At 44.7% G+C, this 23,140-nt stretch carries 19 protein-coding genes; 14 read left to right on the top strand and 5 right to left on the bottom strand.

Features of this window, described 5'->3' with window-relative positions:
* Positions 1-55: 55 nt before the first annotated feature.
* The 5 genes from ACFGVR_RS21970 to ACFGVR_RS21950 form a co-directional block, all read right to left on the bottom strand.
* A complete protein-coding gene (locus tag ACFGVR_RS21970) occupies positions 56-1,042 on the bottom strand; it encodes a LuxE/PaaK family acyltransferase (protein ID WP_448699784.1) in 987 nt (328 codons plus the stop codon).
* Between the two features lie 35 nt (positions 1,043-1,077).
* Positions 1,078-1,698 (bottom strand): class I SAM-dependent methyltransferase, encoded by a 621-nt coding sequence (locus ACFGVR_RS21965; protein ID WP_448699783.1) that lies wholly within the window; start codon positions 1,696-1,698, stop codon positions 1,078-1,080.
* 14 nt (positions 1,699-1,712) lie between these two features.
* Entirely contained in the window at positions 1,713-2,057 is a 345-nt protein-coding gene (locus ACFGVR_RS21960) for a hypothetical protein (RefSeq protein WP_448699781.1), read from the bottom strand.
* Between the two features lies 1 nt (position 2,058).
* On the bottom strand, positions 2,059-4,512 hold the full coding sequence (locus ACFGVR_RS21955) for a penicillin acylase family protein (protein WP_448699779.1): 2,454 nt from the start codon (positions 4,510-4,512) through the stop codon (positions 2,059-2,061).
* 121 nt (positions 4,513-4,633) lie between these two features.
* The gene (locus ACFGVR_RS21950; RefSeq protein WP_448699778.1) at positions 4,634-4,999 is read right to left on the bottom strand and encodes a hypothetical protein; all 366 of its coding nucleotides are present in this window, start codon (positions 4,997-4,999) and stop codon (positions 4,634-4,636) included.
* Between the two features lie 279 nt (positions 5,000-5,278).
* On the opposite strand from ACFGVR_RS21950, the gene pgmB reads away from it, so the two are divergent.
* From pgmB to ACFGVR_RS21880, 14 genes are all read left to right on the top strand, one after another.
* Complete coding sequence (gene pgmB / locus ACFGVR_RS21945) at positions 5,279-5,929, top strand: beta-phosphoglucomutase (RefSeq protein ID WP_448699777.1); 651 nt, start codon at positions 5,279-5,281, stop codon at positions 5,927-5,929.
* A gap of 309 nt (positions 5,930-6,238) precedes the next feature.
* Positions 6,239-7,945 (top strand): alpha-amylase family glycosyl hydrolase, encoded by a 1,707-nt coding sequence (locus tag ACFGVR_RS21940; protein WP_448699775.1) that lies wholly within the window; start codon positions 6,239-6,241, stop codon positions 7,943-7,945.
* A 144-nt stretch (positions 7,946-8,089) separates the two neighbouring features.
* A complete protein-coding gene (locus tag ACFGVR_RS21935) occupies positions 8,090-10,540 on the top strand; it encodes a glycoside hydrolase family 31 protein (protein ID WP_448699774.1) in 2,451 nt (816 codons plus the stop codon).
* Between the two features lie 213 nt (positions 10,541-10,753).
* Positions 10,754-12,814, top strand: coding sequence for a hypothetical protein (locus ACFGVR_RS21930; protein ID WP_448699773.1), 2,061 nt, complete (start codon positions 10,754-10,756; stop codon positions 12,812-12,814).
* 2 nt (positions 12,815-12,816) lie between these two features.
* Positions 12,817-13,557, top strand: a complete 741-nt coding sequence (locus tag ACFGVR_RS21925; RefSeq protein ID WP_448699771.1) for a hypothetical protein — start codon at positions 12,817-12,819, stop codon at positions 13,555-13,557.
* Positions 13,558-13,634: 77 nt separating this feature from the next.
* Complete coding sequence (locus ACFGVR_RS21920) at positions 13,635-14,177, top strand: hypothetical protein (protein WP_448699770.1); 543 nt, start codon at positions 13,635-13,637, stop codon at positions 14,175-14,177.
* Between the two features lie 379 nt (positions 14,178-14,556).
* The gene (gene glgB, locus ACFGVR_RS21915; RefSeq protein WP_448699769.1) at positions 14,557-16,632 is read left to right on the top strand and encodes a 1,4-alpha-glucan branching protein GlgB; all 2,076 of its coding nucleotides are present in this window, start codon (positions 14,557-14,559) and stop codon (positions 16,630-16,632) included.
* A gap of 91 nt (positions 16,633-16,723) precedes the next feature.
* The gene (crtD, locus tag ACFGVR_RS21910; protein ID WP_448699768.1) at positions 16,724-18,205 is read left to right on the top strand and encodes a 1-hydroxycarotenoid 3,4-desaturase CrtD; all 1,482 of its coding nucleotides are present in this window, start codon (positions 16,724-16,726) and stop codon (positions 18,203-18,205) included.
* Between the two features lie 166 nt (positions 18,206-18,371).
* Positions 18,372-19,190: an alpha/beta fold hydrolase gene (locus tag ACFGVR_RS21905; RefSeq protein WP_448699767.1), complete on the top strand. Its 819-nt coding sequence runs from the start codon at positions 18,372-18,374 to the stop codon at positions 19,188-19,190.
* Positions 19,187-19,810 carry a lysophospholipid acyltransferase family protein gene (locus tag ACFGVR_RS21900; RefSeq protein WP_448699766.1) on the top strand — a complete coding sequence of 208 codons (624 nt, stop codon included), beginning with the start codon at positions 19,187-19,189 and terminating at the stop codon, positions 19,808-19,810. Before ACFGVR_RS21905 ends, ACFGVR_RS21900 begins: the two co-directional genes overlap by 4 nt.
* A gap of 84 nt (positions 19,811-19,894) precedes the next feature.
* Positions 19,895-20,515 (top strand): lysophospholipid acyltransferase family protein, encoded by a 621-nt coding sequence (locus ACFGVR_RS21895; protein WP_448699765.1) that lies wholly within the window; start codon positions 19,895-19,897, stop codon positions 20,513-20,515.
* Positions 20,516-20,517: 2 nt separating this feature from the next.
* On the top strand, positions 20,518-21,606 hold the full coding sequence (locus ACFGVR_RS21890; RefSeq protein WP_448699764.1) for a glycosyltransferase: 1,089 nt from the start codon (positions 20,518-20,520) through the stop codon (positions 21,604-21,606).
* Entirely contained in the window at positions 21,603-22,247 is a 645-nt protein-coding gene (locus tag ACFGVR_RS21885; RefSeq protein ID WP_448699762.1) for a carotenoid biosynthesis protein, read from the top strand. The genes ACFGVR_RS21890 and ACFGVR_RS21885 overlap by 4 nt, the downstream gene beginning before the upstream one ends.
* Before the next feature lie 33 nt (positions 22,248-22,280).
* A complete protein-coding gene (locus ACFGVR_RS21880) occupies positions 22,281-23,132 on the top strand; it encodes a 4-hydroxy-3-methylbut-2-enyl diphosphate reductase (RefSeq protein WP_448699761.1) in 852 nt (283 codons plus the stop codon).
* The last annotated feature ends 8 nt before the right edge of the window (positions 23,133-23,140 follow it).

The following is a 23,140-nucleotide window of genomic DNA, read 5'->3' as shown; positions in this document are numbered from 1 at the left end:
ATGTTTGTATCAGTATCACAAAAATAACAATATTCTGTGAGTTATGGCTTCTAAATTAACCAATTAACAGGTTGCAACCCCGTATGTCCGAATGATCAAACCGGCCCAAAACTTCAAAGCTGCCATCGGGTTGCACCCTGCCCAGATCCTGCGTGGCGATGAACGAGCACGAATTTACATTCGCCAGATCGATAATATTGATGCCGCCCGTACGGCCAAAGCCAAGTTTGTCCAGCGGGTCGTTAGTATCACGGGTAACGATCTTCATCCAGGGCGGGCATTCAAAAACACCATCGCCTTTTGAGTAAGCCTGCGATAACAGTTCAGTCATCCCATATTCCGAATGGATATGTGTTACACCAAAACCCTTACAAAGTGTATCATGCAACTCCTCGCGGATCATTTCCTTACGGCGCCCTTTCATTCCACCGGTTTCCATCACGATCATTTCAGGGAAATCAACCCGGTAATTCTCCACAAAATCCAGCAAAGCAAAGGTAACGCCTATTAGTAAAGTTGGTTTTTTAAGCTGCTGCTGATGAATAAGCTGTTTGTACAGGTCATCATGGTTATACAGGTAAAAGCCACTATCGGCATTATTGGATTGTTTGATCAGGTCATCGGCCATGTAGATCAGCGATGAACCTTCGCGCTCCAGGTACGATGGGAGTAGGGCTAAAACCGTGTAACTTTTAATGTCGCCATAAAACAGTTCAAAAGCTTTGCGGAAGCTCTCGGTATACCAGCTTACATCGGTAACTAAATGCCGGCTGGTGATCATACCCGTAGTGCCGCTGCTGGTAAAAGTTACCTCTGCACCGGCATCGCTGCTTACCACCGCGTGACTTTTAAAGAACTCGATGGGCAAAAACGGTATCTGCCCGGTATCAGTAACAGCTTCAACATCAGTTTTTAAGCCTGCTAAAAATTCGCGATAAATAGCGTTGTGCGTTGCCTGGTGGCGAAACACCTGTAAAGCAACCGCGTTAAACTGCTCGTCGCTTTCAATACCAAATACCTGCTGCTTACCCGGAATACTCATTGGCGCAAAGATATGCAGATGAATGTTGTGCCTCGTCAGTCATTTGTTAAATCATGGTATTGTGCCATCCAAACCGTAGCACCACCACATTCCGGGTCTTCTGCTACGTATTTCAATACTTTAAAATGATGGTCGCTCAATAAGGTTTTATACTCATCGGGCGCTAACGAAGCATGGAACAGGTTTTCTCCGCCGTTCATTCCCCATGCTTCGCCACTTTTCGGCCCCGAAGTAAAAAGCAACACACCGTTTGGATCGATATGTTTTTCAAATACCCCGAACATACCAGGCTGATCAACAGCCGGCAAGTGGAAAAAGCTGTGCCAGGCAATAATGGCATCAAATTTTTGATTCAGCTTAAGCGATCGCATATCCTGCAAAATGAATTGTACATCGGGGAAATTCGCTTCCGCTATCTTCAGCATTTCGCTGCTCGCATCAACGCCGGCTACTTTAAGTTTTTGGCTAAGCAGGTACTCCATAATCGGTTTGCCGGTACCGCAGCCTAAATCCAATACAGCGCCCCCGGCAGGGATAAGTTCTATCAGATCATCCAGGTAACTTTTCTCCATCAACCCGGCATACCGATTCTCAGAAAACCATACGGCTATCTTATTGTAAACTTCGTACACATTTTGCCTCTCGCCGGTTTGCATATATAGGATTGAATTTATGCTTTGTCCTTGATCACCCTTTTGATCAGTTGTCCCGATAAGGCTGCCATCCCCGCAACCAAACCACCAATCACAGCAGTGATCATTAACAATATTATCCAATGCCCGCCTAAGGGGAAAACATGCGCCATACGGGTGGCTAAAATGTGGTTGTTGGGCACACTTTTAAATAACGCCATTGCCGTCCACACAATAAATATCGCCGCAAAGGCCGACCAAAACGCATGCGCAGAAGTTTTAGCAATGAAGAATGCCGCTAAAAACGAAATGATGGCCACTATCCACCAGGGTAGTACGAAATTGACAGCAAGGCAGGCTATGAGTATGATGAAAAATAACATATTATTTGTTGTTGATAGTTAAGGTCGATTTAATGTGTTTTTGCTCGTCGTTACTATTTTGCATAAATAGCAAGGGATTGAGTTGGCCGTTTTTCCAGGTGCGGAACATATTATCGTAATAAAAGCTGCCCGGGTTGCCCGATTCGCCGCCGGGAAATATACCGTAGCCTTTAACTACCGGTCCAAACTGTACGATCATGCGCCACGATGGGCCGTGCGTATCGCTCAGTGCGTTGATCACGCCGCCGGTACCGTCGGCATCAAACTCGCCTGAACCTAAACCCTCAACCCGGCCCAGGTGCGCAATGTGCGAACCTTTAACCGGTCCCCATTGCCAGCTTTTGCCGGGCTTTCCATAATGTTTGTACAGGCTGTCTACTGTTGCTTCAAAGGTTTTCTGGATCAGGTAATCGCGGGTTTCAACACCCAAAGTGCGGGTATCATCATACCATTTTGATTGTTGCTGGGTAACCAGCAGTTCAACGGTGCGGTAATTGCTTGGCCATTTTAGTTGCAAGTCCAGTGCGCCTTTAACGCCAAAATCATCGGCCCAGATGGCGTTATACAAATTATCCCACCAAATACTGAAAATAGTTGGCCCCATGGAGTAAGCTGTGTATTGCTTGTCCCAGGCTTCTATCACATGGTAAACGTATTTCTGCTTTTCATCAAGCTTGGTTTCGTCAACGTCATCCACCATGGTTGGCAAAACATCCTGGGCAAAAATGCTGTAGTTGTCGTTTTGTAAAGCACGCAGGCTATCTACAGTAGCCTTGTGCATGTCGTTCAAACGGTCGTTAATGCGTTTGGCCCGCTGGTAGCTGCCAAACCGCCAGTTGATGTAATACGGATAGGTATTATCCGTAGATGATTGATTGGCCGAGCTTAAATAGCCCTGCACCGGGTTTTTTACCGTCGGGTTTTGCTCTGGCGGTATCCAGCCCTGCCAGTTATCGGCAGGGTCGCTGCCATCCAAAATATACTTGCCCTGGTCTTTATACTTTAACGGAAACTTACCGTTCGGCGTTATCGCGATATCGTTATCAACACTGGCGAAAATAAAGTTCTGCGCAGGTGCAGTGAAATACTTTAAGGCTTCGCGGTAGTCATCGTAATTTTTGCCCCGGTTTAGCAGGTAAAAAGTTTTAAACTCCTTCGATGGATCGTGTGCTATCCAGCGCAAGGCATCGCCTACAGGCACAATACGGGCGGCGCCCAGTTTGGCAGGTTTAAGGCTGGCGTTTTGATAAACCACCGGCCCGTTGTTGGTATATAACACGGTATCGTAAACCGTTGGCTGGTTGCGTATTTTGATCTCTTCGATCCGCTTTTTAACCGGCACCCATTTGCCATTGTACCAATATTCGTTTTTGCTCAGGTCCTTAAAATTCACCTGGTACCAATCCAAAACATCGGCATCAACGTTGGTAACGCCCCAGCCAATTTTTTGGTTGTAACCGATGATGATTGTTGGCGTACCCGGGATAGAAACGCCATACACGCTCACACCCGGCGCAGTAAGCTGCATTTGGTACCAAATGGATGGGTAGCTCAGGTCCAGATGCGGGTCGTTGGCTAAAATAGGGTAACCATTTGCCGACCGGCTGCCGGCAACCACCCAGTTATTACTGCCAATGCCTTCAACCTTGGGTTTGGTTTTAATGGTATCGGTCATATCGGCCATAAAGCCCTTTGATGCCGGTGGCAGGGGCAGGGCTTTAAAATTCCATTTGGTTCCTTTCGGGATAACCGGGTCTTCCTTAAATGCCTGATCCGGGAAAAGATCGTTGGTGATCTTCGGGCCAAACAACTTTAAGGTATTGGTCATGGCAAAATCGTCCGATCCGCCCGCCAGCGTTTCCGACATCAGTTTAAGTACCAATGCGCAATTGATAGGTTTAAAATCCTCCGGCGCGTAATCCAGTAGCTTAAACTCGAGCGGGTAATATTTTGAGGGCAGGCTATGGATGTACGCGTTAACACCATCGGCGTAAGCCTCCAATATTTCCTTAACCTTCGGGTCCTTCATGCACTCGGCCAGGGTATTTTCGGCGCCGTAAACCATGCCCATGCGGCGGTGGTAACGGTCAAGCTCCAGGGCTTTCGGACCAACGATCTCCGATAACCTGCCCGATGCCGACCGTGTCTGGATGTCCATTTGCCAAAGCCTGTCCACCGCTGTAACATAGCCCTGGGCAAAATACAGGTCATGGTCGTTTTCGGCGAAGATATGCGGTATCATATTTTCATCATACCTGATGGTGATCTTGCCGTACAAACCTTTCAGGTTAATGCTTTTATTGGCCTGGATATTTTTACTCTCGGCATTTTGCCAAAAACCCGTAGCGGGGTTTAAAAGCTTGCCTAATGGCGGTATATCGCCAAATTTTGTTTGCAGGGCCCATATCAAAACCAACGTAAAAAGGGTTGATATAATGGCTTTGGTTAATTTCATCAGGATGGTTGAGTTTGTGAATCTAAGTTAGTTAAACAAAGCAGATATTTAATAGTGGTATTACCGTTTTTACAAATGGGATTGAGGGGGGATTTTAAAATATAAAATGCTTGTTGGGTGTCTACAGCTTATGTTTTACTTCATTCCAAATGCTAATAGGAAACTCTTCTATTTCATAGTCAAACGATTCTTCCTTCCCGGCTTTATAAGCAAACCACTTTGACTTCGGTCGTAACCTTAAATTATTCTCAGGGCAAATTTCGCATATCTTTTTTAAGAGTTTTTCAGCATCAATATTATGGGTATGGATATAATCGCTCATGTCTGTAAACTTCTCATCTATGAAATTAATATAATATTTGGGCAAACGATCTTGATAGATCAGAAAGCCACCATAATTCATGTCCGGTAAATAGTAATTATAAGACTCCCAGGTTCCATTTAAGTCTATACCAGTAAATTTTCTTCCAAATAGTCCGATGGTCATATGATATGTTTTTGCCTGATAGCTTTGTTAATCAATTTTCTTTTAGTCTAATGACGCGGTATTTTTAATTTCTTTCGGTTTTCTACGCCAGAGAATGCCGATCGACTAATGACCGATGAACCAATGAACAAAAAGCAGGGGGGAAATTGTAAGAAATTTTCGCATGCTTTTACCTTTCTCCTTTCCGCCTTTAACCTTTCCCCTCAGACGTAAATTTACCAAAAATCCACCTCATTTCCTATAAAAACTCTACATTTATGGCTTTACGCGATAATGAAAATGAGTACTATAAAAGCCTGTATATTCGATCTCGACGGTGTGATAGTCGACACGGCCGTTTACCATTATAAAGCCTGGAAACGCCTTGCCGCCCAGTTGGGTTTTGATTTTACCGAACACGATAACGAACTGCTCAAAGGTGTGAGCCGGGTACGTTCGCTCCAGATCATCTTAGGCATCGGCGGCATTACCAAAACCGAGGCCGAGCAAGAGCAGTTAGCTACGCTGAAAAACACCTGGTATGTGGATATGATCACCAAAATGCAGCCCGACGAGATACTGCCCGGAGCTAAGGAATTTTTAGAAGCCTGCCGCGCGGCAGGTATTAAAACCGCGCTCGGTTCGGCCAGTAAAAACGCCGGTATAATCTTACAAAAAGTCGACATCGAACATTTGTTCGACGCCGTGATCGACGGAAACAAAGTATCCAAAGCCAAGCCCGACCCCGAGGTGTTTCTAAAAGGCGCCGAAGCCGTTGGCGTTACCCCTGATGAGTGCGTGGTGTTTGAAGACGCTATTGCGGGTATAGAAGCGGCTATTGCCGGGGGGATGAAATGCATAGGGATAGGTGTGCCCGATGTTTTGGGCCGGGCTAATCTGGTGATCAGTGGTTTGGATAAGATGACGCTGGGTATGTTGGAGGAATTGTAAAAGCTTACAAATTTCTCTCCGCGCGTCATTGCGAGGGACGAAGCAATCCCGACTTACAGAGGGGCTCTGCATACTTGGAATTGCCGTACGCAACAACGCTTCAATAACGAGAATACCCGCGTTAGCGATTGCAGCGGATACCGGCCCTGTGGCTAAGGCCTGTGCAGTATGAGCGGAAAGCGCGGCCCGTAGGGAACGCCCTGGAAAAGAATCAAGATGCAAGAATCAAGAGACAAGACAAAAAACCAAACACTCATAGTCTAAAAAATAAAAGCAAACATTCCAATCTTCAAACATTTCAACAAACCCATGCACAAACACATCATCTACCAACTCTTACCCCGTTTATTCGGTAACACCAATACCACCAATAAAACCTATGGTTCGGTAGAAGAGAACGGCGTTGGCAAGCTTAACGATATTACCGATGTGGCTTTGCGCGAACTAAAGGCTATGGGCATTACCCATGTTTGGTACACCGGCATTATCGAGCACGCCACCATGACGGATCATTCCGCCTATGGTATCCGTCCCGACGATCCAGATGTGGTGAAGGGCAGGGCAGGGTCGCCGTATGCCATTAGCGATTATTATGATATTACGCCCGATCTGGCGGTAAACGTACCCAACCGCATGGCCGAGTTTGAGGCATTGGTTGCCCGCACCCATGCAAACGGACTGAAAGTAATGATCGACCTGGTGCCTAACCATGTAGCGCGAACTTATAGATCGGACGTGAAACCCGAAGATGTGCGCGATTTTGGTGAAGATGATGACACCACCAAGCACTTCGACCCGAAGAACGACTTTTACTATATCCCCGGCCAGTCTTTCCAGGTGCCGGCTTTTTACAACCCAGGTGGCGATGAATATACCAGTCCGCTAAAAAACGGGCGCTTTGATGAAAACCCCGCCAAAGCAACCGGCAACGATGTGTTCAGTGCCACACCATCTATAAACGACTGGTTCGAAACCATTAAGTTGAACTACGGCGTAGATTACCTGGCCGGTCATCAAACCCACTTCGATCCGCTGCATGTGCTTTGGAAAAAGATGCATCACATTCTATGCTTTTGGGCAGGCAAAGGCGTGGATGGTTTCCGTTGTGATATGGTGGAAATGGTGCCCGTGGAGTTTTGGAGCTGGGTGATCCCCGAAGTAAAAAAGCAATATCCGGATATTATCTTTATGGGCGAAGCCTATAACAATAGCCAGTATCGAAACTATATTTTTAATGGCCACTTTGATTACCTGTATGATAAGGTTGGTTTGTACGATGCCGTAAAACGTCTCATCCGCAACGAAACCTATGCTACCATATGGGATATTAATCGCTGTGTCTTTCACGAAAGTAACGACTTTCCAGAACACATGCTGCGCTTTTTAGAGAACCACGACGAAGAACGCATTGCCTCCACGCATTTTGCAGGCGATGCCTGGCTGGCCGTTCCCGGGATGATCGTTTCGGCAACTTTATCAACCGGTCCGGTCATGATCTACTCTGGTCAGGAAGTTGGCGAACCTGCCGCAGGCGTTCCGGGTTTTAACGAAGGTAACGGCCGTACTACCATATTTGATTACTGGGGCGTACCCGAATATCAAAAATGGCTCAACGGCGGTCAATTTGATGGCGGCCAATTATCTGACTCGCAAAAACAGCTTCGAGGGTTTTACAGTAAGCTGCTCAATATCGCCGGGCATAACGAGGCCATCACCTCGGGTAAGTTTTACGAACTGATGCTCATCAATCTCAATGAAGGCCAGGGTTTTGATGAACGAACTTACGCCTACCTCCGCTACACCGAAAATGTAAGGATATTGGTGGTAGTAAACTTTCATCGCGAGGAGCGCAACCTGCTGGTAAAACTCACTCCCGACCTGATCAGCGACCTGCATTTAAACGGTAAGCTCACTTTTACCGACCTTTTGGGTAACCAAAGCTACACTGCCGATAATATTACCCAGGGCTTAAACATCACTATCCCGGCAACGGCAGGTTTTTTGTTAAACTTTTGATAGATATTTCACTGTTTTTTTAAAAATATTCAAAAACTACAGGTCTTTCGTTAAAAATTAAGCTTAATTTTGATTTCTGGCCCGCAGTTAGCAATTATTTTACTTTTTTTGGAATTGTTTTAGCTCAAACCCCGTATAACTATTATGGAGAAAATTGAAGATCCGGAGATACCAGCAAAAGTGGTGATTGAAGAAGAGGTTATCCAGCATTTAAATAACCCCGTAGTAGGTTTAAAACCTATTGTAAAAAAATACCTGGGGGCGGTGCTCAAAGTAACGCAGGATGGTAACCGGTTTTATTTTTCGGATGCTGATGCCAAGGTTGAGGTTGTCGTTATCAGCGATGATATTATCCGTGTGCGCCTTGCCCCGCACGGCGTTTTTTTAGAAGAGTTTAGCTATGCTGTAAGTAAAACTGACCACCGGGTTTCGGTATTTTCACTAAATGAAGACGATGACGAATACCAGGTATCAACCAACACTGTAAACTGCCATATCCGTAAAAAGGATTTCCATATTTCTTTCTCAGATAACGAGAACCATGTTACCAGCGTTGATGCTAAACCCATGCACTGGGAAGAGAACGTACAATTTGGCGGTTATTACGTGTATTCGACCAAGGTATGCCACCCCGCCGAAAGCTTTTTTGGCCTGGGCGATAAGGCTACCGAGCTTAACCTGGTAGGTAAACGTTTGGTTAACTGGAACACCGATGCCTACTCGTTTGCAAAAGATCAGGACCCTTTATACCGCAGCATCCCGTTTTATATCAGCCTGCACGAAGGTATAGCGCACGGTATATTTTTTGATAATACCTTTAAATCGCATTTTGATTTTGGTGCCGAAGACAAAGCCAAAACCAGTTTCTGGGCCGATGGCGGCGAGTTGCAGTACTACTATATCCACGGCCCGCATATGATGGACGTGGTAAAACGCTACCATAGTTTGACCGGCATGCATCCCATGCCGCCGCTTTGGGCGCTTGGCTATCACCAATGCCGCTGGAGCTATTACCCGGAGTCGAAAGTGAGGGAAATAACCCAGGGCTTCCGTAAAAATAAAATTCCATGCGATGCCATCTATCTCGACATCGACTATATGGATGGCTACCGCTGTTTTACCTGGAACCGCAAATATTTTCCTGATCCTAAAAAGATGATCCGCGAATTGTCCGACCAGGGCTTTAAAACCGTGGTCATTATTGATCCGGGTATCCGTGTGGACGATAACTACGGCGTGTTTAAAGAAGGTAAAGAGAAAAAATACTTTTGCCGCCGCTGCGATGATTACTTTATGGAGGGCCATGTTTGGCCGGGCCGCTGCCAGTTTCCGGATTTCACCAACCCCGAAGTACGCGACTGGTGGGGCGGTTTGTTTGATGAACTGGTGCAATTAGGCGTTGCCGGTGTGTGGAACGATATGAACGAACCCGCCGTTTTTGGCGCAGGTACCTTCCCCGATGATGTTCGTCACCAGTACGATGGTCACCGCGGCTCGCACCGTAAGGCACACAATGTTTATGGCATGCAAATGGTACGCGCCACCTACGAAGGTTTGCGTAAACTGATGAAGAACAAACGTCCGTTTACTATTACCCGTGCCGGTTACTCAGGCCTGCAGCGCTATGCCTGCGTGTGGACGGGCGATAACGTAGCCTCGTGGGAACACTTAAAACTGGCCAACATCCAATGCCAGCGCCTGTCAATATCAGGCGTATCCTTCTGCGGAACGGATATCGGCGGCTTTAGCGGCGAACCCGATGGCGAGCTGTTTACCCGCTGGATCCAATTGGGCGTGTTTTCGCCGTTTATGCGTGCCCACTCCGCCGGCGATACCCGCGAGCGTGAGCCCTGGAGCTTTGGCGAACCCTATACCAGCATTAACCGCAAATTTATCGAGCTGCGTTACAGGCTGATGCCATATTTCTATTCCGCCTTTTGGGAGCATAACCGTTACGGTTTCCCGATATTGCGCCCCATGGTAATGCAGGAGCAGGAGGTGGCCATCAACCATTTCAGGCAGGATGAGTTTACCTTTGGCGATAAGATACTGGTTTGCCCGGTAATGGATCCGGGAGTAAAAACCCGCGCCGTGTACCTGCCAAAAGGCGACTGGTACCATTACTGGACCCACGAAAAACTGAAAGGTGGTGCCGAACTGGTGGTTGAAACCCCGCTCGACTCCATGCCGATATTTGTTAAGGCAGGCTCGGTTATCCCCGAATCGCCGGTAATGCAATACGTGGGCGAAAAACAGATAGACGAATTATTGTTCCAGGTATACTACGCACCGTATGAGGTTAACTCCTTCTTTTTTGAAGATTACGGCGAAACTTTTGCTTACGAGCAGGATATTTACCTCGAAAAGAAATTTGTAACCACCGGCGACGAGCACAGCATGACCATCACCCAATCGGTTGACGGCTTATACACCCCGCGTTACGAAAACTACGAAATGAAGATCATCGGCCTACCCTTTAAGCCATCAAAGGTTTTGGTTGATAACAAGCAGATCATCAAAACCACTATCGACGAACTGGAGCGCTACCGCTTTAAAGCAAATAAGAATTTCAGAATGATCCAGATATTTAAATAAGACATAAACTCCATCCAAATTGTCATTTCGAGCGAGCGCAGCGACGAGAAATCTTTACCAAGCGGCTCGGATGTAAATTAAAGACGGAATTACGGCCCGGATACGAAAGTATGCCGGGCTTTTTTATTCAATATTTTTATATATTATTATAAATAAAATACTATATTAGAGACGGTTTTCCTAAACTATTTATACACTATTAACTTAAACCCAATGAAGTCAATGCTTATTCGTAGTAATCGTGCGCTTTTTTTCTTGTTATCCTTATTGCTGATTAGCACTAATGCATGCCGCAAAAACGAATCATTTACACCGGTTTTGCCCTCCGCATCCGCTGCTACCACATTGCAGCAACTGTCTGATAATGACAAGGTACATGTAAATGAAATAGAGACATGGTTTGTGGCCTATCCTCAATTAAAGCCTGCCGAACAATTACTTAACATGGCCCAGCAAGCTTTAATAGAAGGTAAACATGTGGTACGTATACCTATAGCTACAAACACCGCCTTGTATTTTACCAAAATAAATGGTTTACTCAAAGTATACACATATAAATGGAACAATATCAATACAACTGGTGATAAATTTACCGGTAATATATATACATATAGCTTTCAGGATAATATTTTAAGCCGGTTAGTTTATAATAATTCGCAGTTAATAAAAAGCTCAGCATTGGCCAGGGTGCTACCATCTGTACCCTTAGGCAATATACATCCGTCATCTTACCCACCCCCTTCGTTATGGGATAGATTAATGTGCTGGCTTAAAGGTGGCACGATGGTAGAAGACGGAATCGAAATAAATGGAAGTATGACAACATACTGGTGGAGTTGCGATAGCTTAAGTCCTGACGAGGAAACAAATAGCGGCAGCGCTCCAGACCCATATGATCCTGGGTTTAGTCTGATTATTCCCGGCTTTAATCCCGGAGATGGTTTAACGGTGGATCTGGGTGGTGGGTCATCGTGGGTAGTAATACCTAATACTAATCCATGTGGTACTATACATGCAACTACCGGATTTCCTGCAGGTAATTTAAAAATTAACTCTATGCCGCTTCCGCCTCCGGATGATGGCAGCGGTGGCGGAGGGTGTTCAGGTAATAATTATGTGGTGTTTCCTATGACTGATCTCCATAGCTCCGCTATAATTTCGGAACCCCAGGGATATGAAACTGTAACAGATCAAATAACTGGCAATGTTTATTCCTATAATGATATTGAAGGCATTTTTGCAAATAATGATCAGTTAATGGATCAGATCGATGCCAGTGACAATAGTCAAATTATGGTTGGGCCTGGACCGATCATGAATTTGACAGGTTTAATGTTTTCAGAATCTTATCTTCAGGAAATTGAAGTAGTAAAAATAGCGCATCCCGACTGGGGGCGTACAAGGGTATACTCAGTTGCATTGTGGAATGTAATTGGAGGAACCACCCATTTTATATTAGATGTTGCTGGGTTTGTACCTCTGATTGGTGATGCAGCATCTTTAATTAATGGTGGTATTTATTTTATTGAAGGAGACAAAGTAAATTGCGCATTAAGCGTAGCTGCTGCGGTGCCGGTAGCTGGTTGGGCATCAATTGCAGGAAAATGGGTTAAAACAACAGTTAAGAGTGTTCCTATCGCTGACGCCGTAGGTAAAATTGCTTACAAGGTAATAAAAGTTGGTAGTGAAACAAGGGTCATTAAAGTCGCCGTTAGTATATTTGATTATGCCGCGGTTAAGACTTTGAAGGCAATAAGACCTGCGGACCAAACATTAACTAACATTAGTCGCTATTTGGTTGATCAATTTGGGATGCGTGTTGCGCCGACAGAAACCGCTTTAAAGACAATTGTTGATGATATTGTACAATTTGGTGATGCAACAGGGAGTAAAACAGAACAACTGTCTGATGTACTTCTGCAAAAAGACGGTTACGTAAAACAAGCTTCACAATATGGAAGCAACAACGGTTTCGACGGAGTGTATATAAAAGGTGACCCAAACAATCCAACAGACATTATAATAAATGAAGCTAAGCAAATGTCGGCCCCCGGCAACATCAAACTCAATCCGGCTGGTTCTGGAAAAGCATCACAGATGAGTGATGCATGGGTAAATCAAACCATAGATGCGATGAGGAATTATACAGCCAACAATTCTATTCAAGCTATTGGTGATATTTTAAATCTTAATCGCAACTTAATAACAAAAACCGTTACTTGTGTTGATAAAAGTACGGGTGAAATAGTAATTTTAAAACTTATGGGGTACTAATAATGGACAAAATAGATCATTTAGAAAGTATATATAAGAATAGGATAAATGATGAGGCTATAGTTTTTGAGAAAATAAAAGAAATAGATAATATCTATTTCTTTGTACCTTCTCTTGAAGGTACAAACCTCTTATATGCGATACGATCCATATATATAGAACATGATTATTTAAAAGCAAAAAATTTATTTTATAAAGCTGCTGCGGTTGCGGATTTTATGTACAGAAAATTTGACCGTAGGGTTATCGATAGTGGCTTGTATCAAATGAGTTATGCATTATTATCAGATAATAAGGATTTAATTGATAGGTATAGCGTCATGAAAAACCCTATAAATCATGAAACGGGTATTGGCTATCAATTGCCCAATGCAATGCAAAATATTTTATTAGATCAATGGGATAAATTGGACTGGAATATCCATTGTCTTGAACGTTTTGTAAAAATGCCCAGGTTTAATTCGCTTACCGGTGTGGTTGATGTTTTAAATGGCTTTAAACAAAAAGACGCAGGCTTGTTAGAAGAGGGTCTAAAACAACTACTCTCAACTTATAAAAAGAGAAGGGAAGGCGATCCCCTTATTTATAAATTTTTTTCAATTGACACTTCGGGATTTACAAAATTGGCGTGGATAAAAGGTTATCAAATTGATTTAAAAACACCGTTAGTGCCTATTGAATTAATGCCTGTTAATCAACTTGAGCATTATGAAACGTATGATTTTTTAAATGAATATCTATAATTATACTTTGTTATCAGTTTTCAGTTTTGCTAACCAATGTTTTTGCATGAAGTCAAAAAAGATGAAATTAAGATCTTATGAACCTGTTATTTCTCTTCATTGTCGGTTTAAATGAACTACAAGCTAACAAAACAGAAATAATGTTAGATGCCACTAATGTATATTACCTTAGCTACGATGAATTTAATTCGAAAAAAGAAACGTTGAGGGCTAATGCTAAAAATATAACGAATTTATATATTTATACCTCAAGCAACTTATACGACCCTGGTTATGCTGATGATAGTGAATTACCGATGAATGGCTTTTTTTTAGACGATCTGGCTTTTTTTAAAGACTTCGAAAATTTGAAGCAGCTTTTTCTTAATGGATTATTTATTAAAGACCTACCCGAATACTTTGCATCATTTAAAAAAATGGAAGACATGCAAATATGTTTTAGCAGGAGCACGAATGTAGAAAACGCCTTAAAAATATTGTTAAAAATGCCTGCTTTAAAATATATCGATCTGAACACATCTAAGCTATCCATGGAAAAGAGGGATTACCTGATCAAACATCTGACAAAAAAAGGAATAAAAGTTTATGATTATTTTAGTTTACACGAACCAACAAACTGACTATATCATTAAGCCCGGGTACGAAAGGTATACCGGGCTTTTTTGTTTCCTGATGCCCCCGCGTTAGCGATTGCAGCGGATACCGACCCTGTGGCTAAGGCCTGTGCAGTATGAGCGTAAAGCGCGGCCCGTAGGGAAACGCCCAAAAACTTCCTGTTCCTCATCTGTTATTCTTAAGATCTTAGGCGATTTCTCCTCTGCATAAACATCGCAACACCCCGCAATATTCTCCTCCCAACCCTTTCTTTCGCACAATTAATACTGTAGCTTTACAATAATAAGCGCAGGTAAACATAAATAGTTAACTTGTGCCCGATATCAAAAACCAGAACCCTTTTAATACGTTGCTGTAAAGCACATACTATACAACCTTACAACCATGGCCAAAAAAGTTGCCGACCCTAAAAGCATAGCTGACGGAGAAAAAAAAGCCGCCAAACCTACCACAAAAAAAGCCGCTAAACCTGCCGGGAAATCAGCCGAACCCGTAAAAAAGGTTACCAAAGCTAAAACCACCAAAACAGTACCGGCTGTAAGCGAACCGCTAAACGCGGTAGAATCGTACAGCTTGTTTACCGATTTTGACGTGAGCCTGTTTAAAAGCGGTACGCACTATAAACTGTACGAAAAATTCGGTTCGCATGTGGTAGAGCATAAGGGTGTGGTGGGTACTTACTTTGCGGTTTGGGCGCCAAATGCGCAATACGTATCGGTAATAGGCAACTTTAACGGCTGGAACAAAGGCTCGCATAAACTGCTGGTGCGTTGGGATGGCTCAGGCATCTGGGAAGGCTTTATTCCCAATATTGGTGATGGCGAAACCTATAAATATTTTATTAATTCGTCAAGCGGAGAAGATCTGGAGAAAAGCGACCCCTACGCCCTGCGCTGGGAGGAACCGCCGCACACGGCATCCATCGTAACCCACACTTTTTACGAGTGGCAGGATAAGGATTGGATGAAAGGCCGGATCAAAAATAACGGTTTAAATCAGCCCTGGTCGGTTTACGAGTTGCACATAGGTAGCTGGGCCCGCAGCCCCGAAGACCCCGACCTGTTTTTGGGCTACCGCGAGATAGCTGCAAAACTGGTGCCTTATGTAGTGGAGATGGGTTTTACCCATGTGGAGTTTATGCCGATAATGGAGCACCCGTACTACCCAAGCTGGGGATACCAGATAGTGGGTTTTTTTGCGGCGTCAACAAGGTACGGCCGCCCGCAGGACCTGATGTTTTTGATCGAAGAACTGCATAAGGCCGGTATAGGCGTTATTCTTGACTGGGTGCCTTCGCATTTCCCCGGCGATGCTCATGGCTTATATAATTTTGATGGCACGCACCTGTACGAGCATGCCGATGTACGTAAGGGTTTTCACCCCGATTGGAAATCGTACATATTTAACTACGGCCGTAACGAGGTGAGGGCGTTTTTAATCAGCAATGCTTTGTTCTGGCTTGATCGTTATCACATCGATGGTTTACGTGTTGATGCGGTGGCTTCAATGTTGTATCTTGATTATTCGCGCAAGCACGGCGAGTGGGAGCCCAATATTTATGGCGGTAACCACAACCTCGAAGCCATATCCCTGTTAAAGGAATTTAACGAAACTGTTTACAGCTACTTCCCCGATGTGCAAACCATCGCCGAAGAGTCGACCTCGTTTACCGGCGTTAGCCGCCCAACCTTTACGGGCGGACTGGGTTTTGGTATGAAATGGATGATGGGCTGGATGAATGATACCCTGAAGTATTTTAAAGAAGATCCGATAAACCGTAAGTATCACCACAACCAGATCACCTTTAGCACCGTGTACGGCTTTACCGAAAACTTTATGCTGCCGCTTTCGCATGATGAAGTGGTGTACGGTAAAAAATCTATCCTGCGTAAAATGCCCGGAGATGACTGGCAGCAATTTGCCAATCTGCGCCTGCTTTACAGTTATATGTTTACCCATAGCGGTACCAAGCTGTTGTTTATGGGTAATGAATTTGGCCAGAGCGAAGAGTGGGATTACAAAAAATCGCTCGATTGGCACCTGCTCGAATATGCCCCGCACCACGGCGTATCCGAAACGGTAAAGGCCCTAAATAAGCTATACAAAACCGAGCCCGCCCTTTACGAAAAAACCTTTACCTGGAACGGCTTTGAGTGGATAGACGGCGGCAACGCCGATGACTCTGTTTTGGTATACCGCCGCATGGGTAACGATGCCAAAAACGACCTGGTGATCGTGCTGAATATGACACCCGTACCGCGCCACGGTTACCGCATTGGTGTACCTAAGGCAGGCGTATGGAAAGAGCTCTTCAACTCCGACGATAAAAAGTATAATGGATCGGGGCTTACCAACCCTAAACCCATGCAAACCGGCACCGAAAAATGGCACGGCAAAAACGATTCGCTCTTATTAACCATCCCACCGTTGGGTGCTGTGATATTAAAGGAAGGAAAATAAAAAAAAGTGTCATGGTGAGCGTGTCGAACCATAGCGGGATGGCCTCTGCGCCATCCTCCTGCGAATATTTGGATGGCAACCTAGTATACTAATGACCAATCAACCTCGTACCGCCATCATTATAGGCGCCGGTATTGCCGGCATAGCCAGCGCCATTCGCCTTGCGGTAAAAGGCTACGCTGTACAGGTTTTTGAAGCCAATAGTTATCCCGGTGGTAAGCTAAGCGAGATTGAGCAAAATGGTTACCGTTTTGATGCCGGCCCGAGCCTGTTCACCATGCCGCAATATGTGGATGAACTGTTTACCCTGGCCGGGCACGATCCCCGTAAGCAATTCAATTACACTAAACTCGATATCCTTTGCCGTTATCATTATCCCGATGGTACCACTTTTAACGCTTACGCGGATGAAGACAAACTGGCGAAAGAAATAGCCACACATACCAGCGAAGAAATGGCATCGGTAAAACGTTACTATGAAAACAGTGCGGCTATTTATTCCATAACCGATCATGTTTTTTTACAGCGCTCGTTGCACCGTTTAAAAACCTATTTACGATGGGATACGCTAAAATCGGTTTTACGCTTTGGGCGGATAGATGCCTTCCGCACTATGCACCGGGCCAACCAAAGCTTTTTTGCTGATAAACGCCTGGTACAATATGCCGATCGTTATGCAACCTATAACGGCTCTGACCCCTATCAGGCGCCCGCCACACTCAATGTCATCCCACATCTGGAACAGCATTTTGGCGCTTACTTTCCGGATGGGGGCATGTACAGTATCACCAGGGCGCTGGTTAAACTGGCCGAAAGTTTGGGTGTGAACTTTAATTACGATAGCCCGGTGGACGAAATAGTACTGGAAGGGCGAAAGGCAAAGGGCATAAGGGTGAAAGGCGTATTAAAACAGGCTGGGGTAATAGTGAGCAATATGGATGTTTGGTTTACATACCACAAGTTATTAAAGCAGCACCCGCAATTGCATCCCAAACGTATTTTACAGCAGGAGCGAAGCAGTTCGGCATTGATATTTTATTGGGGAATAAAAAAACAGTTCCCACAGCTTGAATTGCATAACATCTTTTTCAGTACTGATTACGAAGCTGAGTTTAGCACCATCTGGAAACAAAAAACTATCAGCGCTGATCCAACCGTGTACCTCAATATCAGCAGCAAACTCAAACCCGATGATGCCCCTGCCGGTTGCGAAAACTGGTTCGTGATGATCAATGTACCCGCAAACATTGGTCAGGATTGGGATACGCTTATCGCAGAAGCACGTAAAAATATCCTAACCAAACTAAACAAACAATTAGGTGTAAATATCGAAGCATTGATCCAAACCGAATCCATACTCGATCCACGCTCGATCGAAAGTAAGACCTCATCGTACCAGGGCTCGCTATACGGCACCAGCTCAAACGGGCAATTCGCGGCGTTTTTGCGCCATGCCAACCGCTCATCAAAAATAAAAAACCTTTACTTCTGCGGTGGTAGTGTGCACCCCGGTGGTGGGATACCGTTGTCGTTGTTATCGGCTAAAATTGTGAGTGAGTGGATTAGTGAATAGTCAGTGGTAAATAGTTAGCAAGATTTCTCCGCCCGTCATTGCGAGCGATAGCGCGGCAATCCCCGACTTACAGAGCCGCTCTGCCTATTTGAGATTGCTTCGTGCCTCGCAAAGACGTGTTACTTAAAGGCCCGCATTTCCCACAAATTCCTTAATATTGCCGCTTATGGGCTACCTGCAAATACCCGGCCTGGGCAAAGTACATTACCACGAATACGGATCGGGAACGAAACCTATGCTGGCCTTTCACGGCTACGGCATGACGGGCAAGCAGTTCCACGTGTTGGAACGATCGGTATTGAGCCAATACCACGTGTACGGGTTCGATCATTTTTTTCATGGCGGCAGCGAATTACAGGGCTGGACAGAAAAACAGATACTGGCCGGCATGCCGCGCGAATTAGTAAAACAATATGCCGAAGAATGGTTTAAGATACATGGCCGCCAGCGTATATCGCTCATGGCTTATTCCATCGGTGCAAACCTGGCCTTGATACTGGTAGAAGAATACCCCGACCTGATCGACGAGCTTATATTAATGGCACCCGATGGCCTTGCAGGATATAAAGTGTTTAAGTTTTTACAGCACGAGCGCATGGGCAGGCTGTTGTTTTACACTGCTACCAAAAGCAAATGGCTTGCGCCGATGTTGTTAAGAATGGTAAGGCGCCTCAAGTTTATTGATAACAGCTTATATACAATTGCCTATAATGAGATCGACACACCAAAAAAACGGCACGATGTGTATTACTCTATCAATTTAATCAAGCACCTCAAACCCGATATGGACAAAATTGTTGAGTTAGTCAATCAACACCATATTAAAAGCACATTCATATTCGGTAAGGATGATATGCTTTTTCCGATGAAACCCGTATTGCCGCTGATCGAAAAGATACACGACGCAAAAGTGTACGAAGTACCCATGGGCCATTGGCTGGTAACAACACAATTAGATGATTATTTGGTTAATTTAGGAGCATGATACCTGCCCGCCGTAATAAGTTTTTAAGCAACGTTTTCGCCAAATACATGCGCTACCGCATGAACAAGGCTTTTAACCGCATTGTTGTAACACCTTTTACACCAAAGCCGGGGCATTCGGTGCTGTTGCTGTGCAATCATTTTAGCTGGTGGGATGGCTTTTTTGGCAATTACCTGGCCTACTGGGTAATGAAACGGTACCTGTATATCATGATGCAGCACGATCACCTCGAAAAACGGATGCTATTCAACCTCTTCGGTGGTTTTTCTATCGAACGCGGTAACCGCGAAATGCTGAAATCGCTATGGTATGCCGCCGATCTGCTGAACGATCCGGAAAACCTCGTGGTTGTATTCCCGCAAGGCGAACTGATCTCAAACCATACCACGCATATCAGCGTTGAAAAAGGCATCGAACGCCTGATCAAACACATCAAAGGCCCATGCCAGATAGTTTACTGCGCCACGCTGATCGACTATTTCGAAAGCCTCAAGCCATCGGCGTTCATCCATTTGTTTGATTGCGGGGTGGCTAACGAGGTGCCCTTTGATGAACTGGTGGCCAATATCGACAAGCACCATGCACAAGCATTAAAAGATCAGATCAATGTGGAGCATTGAAGACAGCCCCACCCAAACCCTCCCCGGAAGGGAGGGCTTATTAAAAGTCTCCCCAACCGGGGGCGATTTAGAGAGGGCTACCGTATGATAACTCCCCGTCGCCATTGGCTCATCACCCCGTTCTTCTCGGTATACATCGGGTATATCATTAAGCGCAACTTTCATTCGGTAAACTTTAACAAGGTAACTCCTGATCCCGCGAAAGCGGTATTGTTGATCGCCAACCATTTCAGCTGGTGGGATGGCCTGGTGTTGTATTACCTCAATAAAATATATTTTAAAAAGCAATTCAGAATAATGGTGTTAGAAGAAACCATGAAAGAGATCAGCTTCTTTAAATATCTTGGCGCGTTTTCGGTCAATAAAAACTCCCGGCAGGTTGTTGAGTCGTTAAACTATGCTGCCGGATCATTGAACGATCCTGAAAATATGGTGGTGATATTCCCGCAAGGTAAACTATACTCAAACTTTGTGGATAGCGTTACCTTTGAGAAGGGTTTATCTAAAATAACCGATATGGCTATAGCCGATTTTCAATACCTGTTTTGCGCTGCCTTTACCGAAAACTTTGATCATCAAAAACCATCGGTAAATATTGGTTTTAAGATAGTGCAAAGTAATACGCTTACCGCGGAAGAAGTGCAAGAGGCCTATCAGCAGCATTATGATCTGACAAAGCAACATCAAACCCAAATTGTTGTATAAGTATGCTGTACGCCATTTGCTTTGTGCTGTTTTTTATCATCGTTCGCTTTTGCGTTACCTTGTTCAACTTTATATCCGATCCAAAACTACGTCGCGTAGGCAAGCATGCCAGCAACCTGGTTTCAATTTTAATACCGGTACGCAATGAAGAGCATAATATTTTGCCTTTACTACAATCGATAATTGAACAGGATTATTCGGATTACGAAGTGATCATCCTCGACGATAACTCAACCGACCATACTTTTAAGGTATGCAGCAATTTTGCCTCGCGCCACAGCCGTTTCAAAGTGATCAAAGGAGCCACACTTCCCGGCGACTGGCTGGGTAAAAATTACGCCTGCCACCAATTAGCGCAACAGGCTAAGGGTGAGTACTTACTGTTTTTAGATGCCGATGAGCAGGTGAACAAAGGGCTCATTAATAGTGCGGTTTATCGCATGCAAATGAATAATTTAAGCCTTTTGAGCTTGTTTACCAACCAAACCATGCTTACCTTGGGCGAAAATATGGTAGTGCCGCTCATGCATTTTATACTGCTCAATCTGCTCCCGCTAAAGCTGGTTTTTTTATCAAAAAATAAGTCGGTAGCAGCGGCCAGCGGTCAGTTTATGCTATTTAACGCTGCTGATTACCACCATCACAACTGGCACCAAAAGGTGAGGGGAGATGTAGTTGAAGATGTAGAGATCATGAAACAGGTAAAAGCCCAAAACCTTAACGGCGAAGCGTTACTGGCTAACGGCATGATCAGCTGCCGCATGTACAAGAGTTTCGGCGAAAGCGTAACCGGTTTTAGTAAAAACCTTTTAGCCGCGTTTAATTACAGCATTGGTGGTTTACTGGTATTTTTAACCATTTTAATTGCCGGTCCGTTGCTCATTATTACCACTCTTAACTTTTCTTTCATCTTATTTATGTGCGGCTTAATTGCACTTAACCGGGTAATGATCAGTATGCTTGCCGGGCAAAATCCTATTACCAATACCTTATTACACCCTTTGCAAATGTGCAGTTTAACTTTTATCGCGTTTATGTCTATCCAAAAACACCTCACCAAAACCAATGTATGGAAAGGCCGTAAAGTATGAGAGGGGATAAATCTACCATCCTGATCTTTATCATCATCCTGTTTCATGCAGTTGGTTTGGCCGGCTTTGCTATTGATACCCTGCAGCCTTTCTTTTTACAGATAGTACCCTTTCATTTGCTGTTAATGCTGGCGATGATATTTTTAAGTCACCAGGATATCGACCCTAAATTTGTTTTGTTTATCATCGTCATATCTATAACCGCCTTTGGGGTGGAGTGGCTGGGCGTAAACAGGCATTTGCTTTTTGGGCATTATGTTTACGGCCAAACGCTGGGTTACAAATGGCAAAGCGTGCCGGTAATTATTGCCGTTAACTGGTTGCTGCTTACGTATAGTACCGGCACGGTAATGCAAAATTTAAATGTCAGCAGTGTATCTGCACGTATCATCATTGGTGCATTTGTGATGATGACACTCGATATCTTTATCGAACCAAGCGCCACCCGTTACGATTACTGGCACTGGACACCTCCCGGCGAATATTTAACCGCGCCATTAGGCAATTACCTCAGCTGGTTTGGCGTTAGCGCAGTAATGCTGGGTGTTTTTGAGGCCTTTAGGTTTAAAAAGCAAAATGCCGTTAGCGGGGTGTTGCTGCTGGCACAGTTTGTGTTTTTTTTATTGCTATATTGGGTATAACATTATTCGGGCTTTTTACTTTAAATTTGCAGCATGGGAGCGCATCAGTTAAAGGTAACTATCGATCAGGATTCGGGCTTTTGCTTTGGCGTTGTATACGCCATTGATATGGCCGAGGATATTTTAGCCGAAGACGGTTATTTATATTGCCTGGGCGATATTGTACATAACGACGAAGAGGTTGACCGCCTGAAAGCAAAGGGCCTGCGCATTATAGCGCACCACGAACTGGTTAACCTGCGCAACGAAAAGGTTTTGATCCGTGCGCACGGCGAGGCCCCCGAAACTTACAAAATAGCGCTCGAAAATAACATTACACTTATTGATGCCTCGTGCCCGGTAGTGTTAAAGCTGCAAAATCGTATTAAAACATCTTTTGACGCCGATGAAGAGATCGTGATATTCGGTAAACACGGCCACGCCGAAGTAATTGGCCTGCAGGGACAGACAGATGGCGAAGCTTTGGTTTTTCAGGATATTACCGAGCTGGATACCATGCAGCTGCCGCAAAAATTTACCTTGTACAGCCAAACCACCAAAAGCACCGCCAAGTTTTACCAGATCAAAGAAGAACTGATACAACGCGGCTACGAAATTAAAGCCAACGATACCATTTGCCGCCAGGTATCAAACCGCGACCGCGACCTGCCCGAATTTGCCGTAAAATTTGATAAGATCGTATTCGTATCGGGCAAAAAATCATCCAACGGCAAAGTGCTGTTCGAAGTTTGCCGCAAGTATAACCCCAACACCTACTTTATTTCGGCTACCAACGAAATAGACTTTAGCTTGTTTAACGAAGGAGATACCATTGGCATAGCCGGTGCCACATCCACACCCATGTGGCTGATGGAAGAGGTAAAAGCCGCCCTGCAAAACTATTAACCGCTTAC

The organism is Mucilaginibacter aureus (assembly GCF_053514885.1).
The sequence above is the reverse complement of the archived record's forward strand: the minus strand, read 5'-3'. Positions and strand labels throughout refer to the sequence as shown.